The organism is Brachyspira catarrhinii (genome assembly GCF_005518285.1).
GTDB classification, from domain to species: domain Bacteria; phylum Spirochaetota; class Brachyspiria; order Brachyspirales; family Brachyspiraceae; genus Brachyspira; species Brachyspira catarrhinii.
In genome coordinates this window covers 1-1,596 of sequence record NZ_SJDU01000462.1, presented here as the reverse complement: position 1 = coordinate 1,596, position 1,596 = coordinate 1, and the positions used below count along the sequence as shown (strand labels likewise).

Sequence of the window (1,596 nt, the reverse complement as noted above, 5' to 3'; positions counted from 1 at the left end):
AAAATCGTTATCTTGCAAAAATCTTTTAACTACTTGCGGTATCGTTCCCCACCAATTCGGATAAACCAATATTATCGCATCGTAAGAAGATAGATTATTTATTTTGTTTTTAATCTCTGGCAAATAATTATTGTCTAATTCTTCTCTTGCCTGCTGGGTAGTCGCTCTGTATTGACTCGGATAAGGTTGAGCGGGAACGATTTCAAATATATCGCCTCCCGTTATCTCTCTCGCATAACCCGCCAGAGTCCTCGAGTTTCCGCCCCAAGAAAAATAAACGATAAGAATTTTATTGTTGCTATTATTATCGTTTGCCGCAATATTAATCGCCTTTATGGAATTGTCTTCAAAATCCGCAGTCATAATATTCGCGTTTTCTTTTGTATTGTTTTGAGCGTTAGATTTATTACCGCAGGAAAACAATACGAAACTTGCAAGCAATAAAGTTATGATTTTTAATGTTTTAGTCATCTCTGACCTCCTATTTATTTAATTTTTTTTATTATCACAATTAATTATACCATTGGAGTTAACTCTAAAGTCAATAGTAAAATTTAATTTTATTTTAGTTATTTAAACAATCAATTTTAATCAAAAGTAAAAAAATAATTCAAATATGAGTATTATTATTTATATGTATATTATTTCTTCACTATTGCTTATTTATTAATTATGTATTATAATAAATTTAAATTTGTAGTCAAGGGACTTTGATTTATTTATAGTCCTTTATGTCACAAATACTTTAATTATGAGGCGTAAAATTTTAAAAAAGGAGATAATTTACTATGAAATTAAAAGAAAATAAGAAAAAAGAAGATTTAAGAGTCGTAAAAACTAAAGAAATTATACGAAATACTTTTAAAAGTATGATACTTGAAATGGATTACGATTATATCACGATAAAAGAACTTACCGAAAGAGCGAAAATCAACAGAAAAACTTTTTATTTGCATTATGATAGTTTGGACGATTTACTACTTGAAATACAAGACGGTTATGCAAATATTTTTATGGAAAAACAAATTTCTTATACAAATCTTGAAGACATGAAATATTTAATCGGATTATTTTTTGATAGCGCAAATAACGAACCTCTAAACGAAAGAATATTATGCAGCGGAAGTTATAGAAATATAAGCGACAGAATAGTTAAAAAAGTTATGGATTATAGAAAGAAAACCAATAGAGGAGCTTTTTCGGATAACGAAGCTTACGAAAATATAATTTTTGCATATTACGGCGCAAATTCGGCGATTATTTACAGGCAATGGGTAGCGGACGGAAAAAAGTTATCGTTGGAAGAAGTTAAAGAGCTTGCCATAAAATTAGTATGTCATGGTTTGGAAAGTATAATGAAAAAATAGATATAAAAATCTAATTAATAATAAATTTTAATAAAATAAAAGATTGCCCCGCAGAATTATAAAATATACAGGACAACCTTTAAACTTAAGGATTAAACATGAAAAAAATTTTAAACTTTATTGTCTATCTATAATCAATTTAAAGTCTTCATATCTATCACATATCTGAATTTTACTTTTCCGTCTATCACATTTCTGTAGGCTTCTTCTACCGCTCGAGGCTCGGCAT

Annotated in this window: 2 protein-coding genes; one reads left to right on the top strand and one right to left on the bottom strand. The window is 28.4% G+C overall.

The genetic code is table 11. The features are described from left to right. The coding region (locus EZH24_RS11520) for a flavodoxin (protein WP_170310869.1) at positions 1-471 on the bottom strand (471 nt) is incomplete at its 3' end. 317 nt (positions 472-788) lie between these two features. On the opposite strand from EZH24_RS11520, the gene EZH24_RS11515 reads away from it, so the two are divergent. Next, positions 789-1,367 (top strand): TetR/AcrR family transcriptional regulator, encoded by a 579-nt coding sequence (locus tag EZH24_RS11515; protein WP_137999235.1) that lies wholly within the window; start codon positions 789-791, stop codon positions 1,365-1,367. Positions 1,368-1,596: the final 229 nt, after the last annotated feature.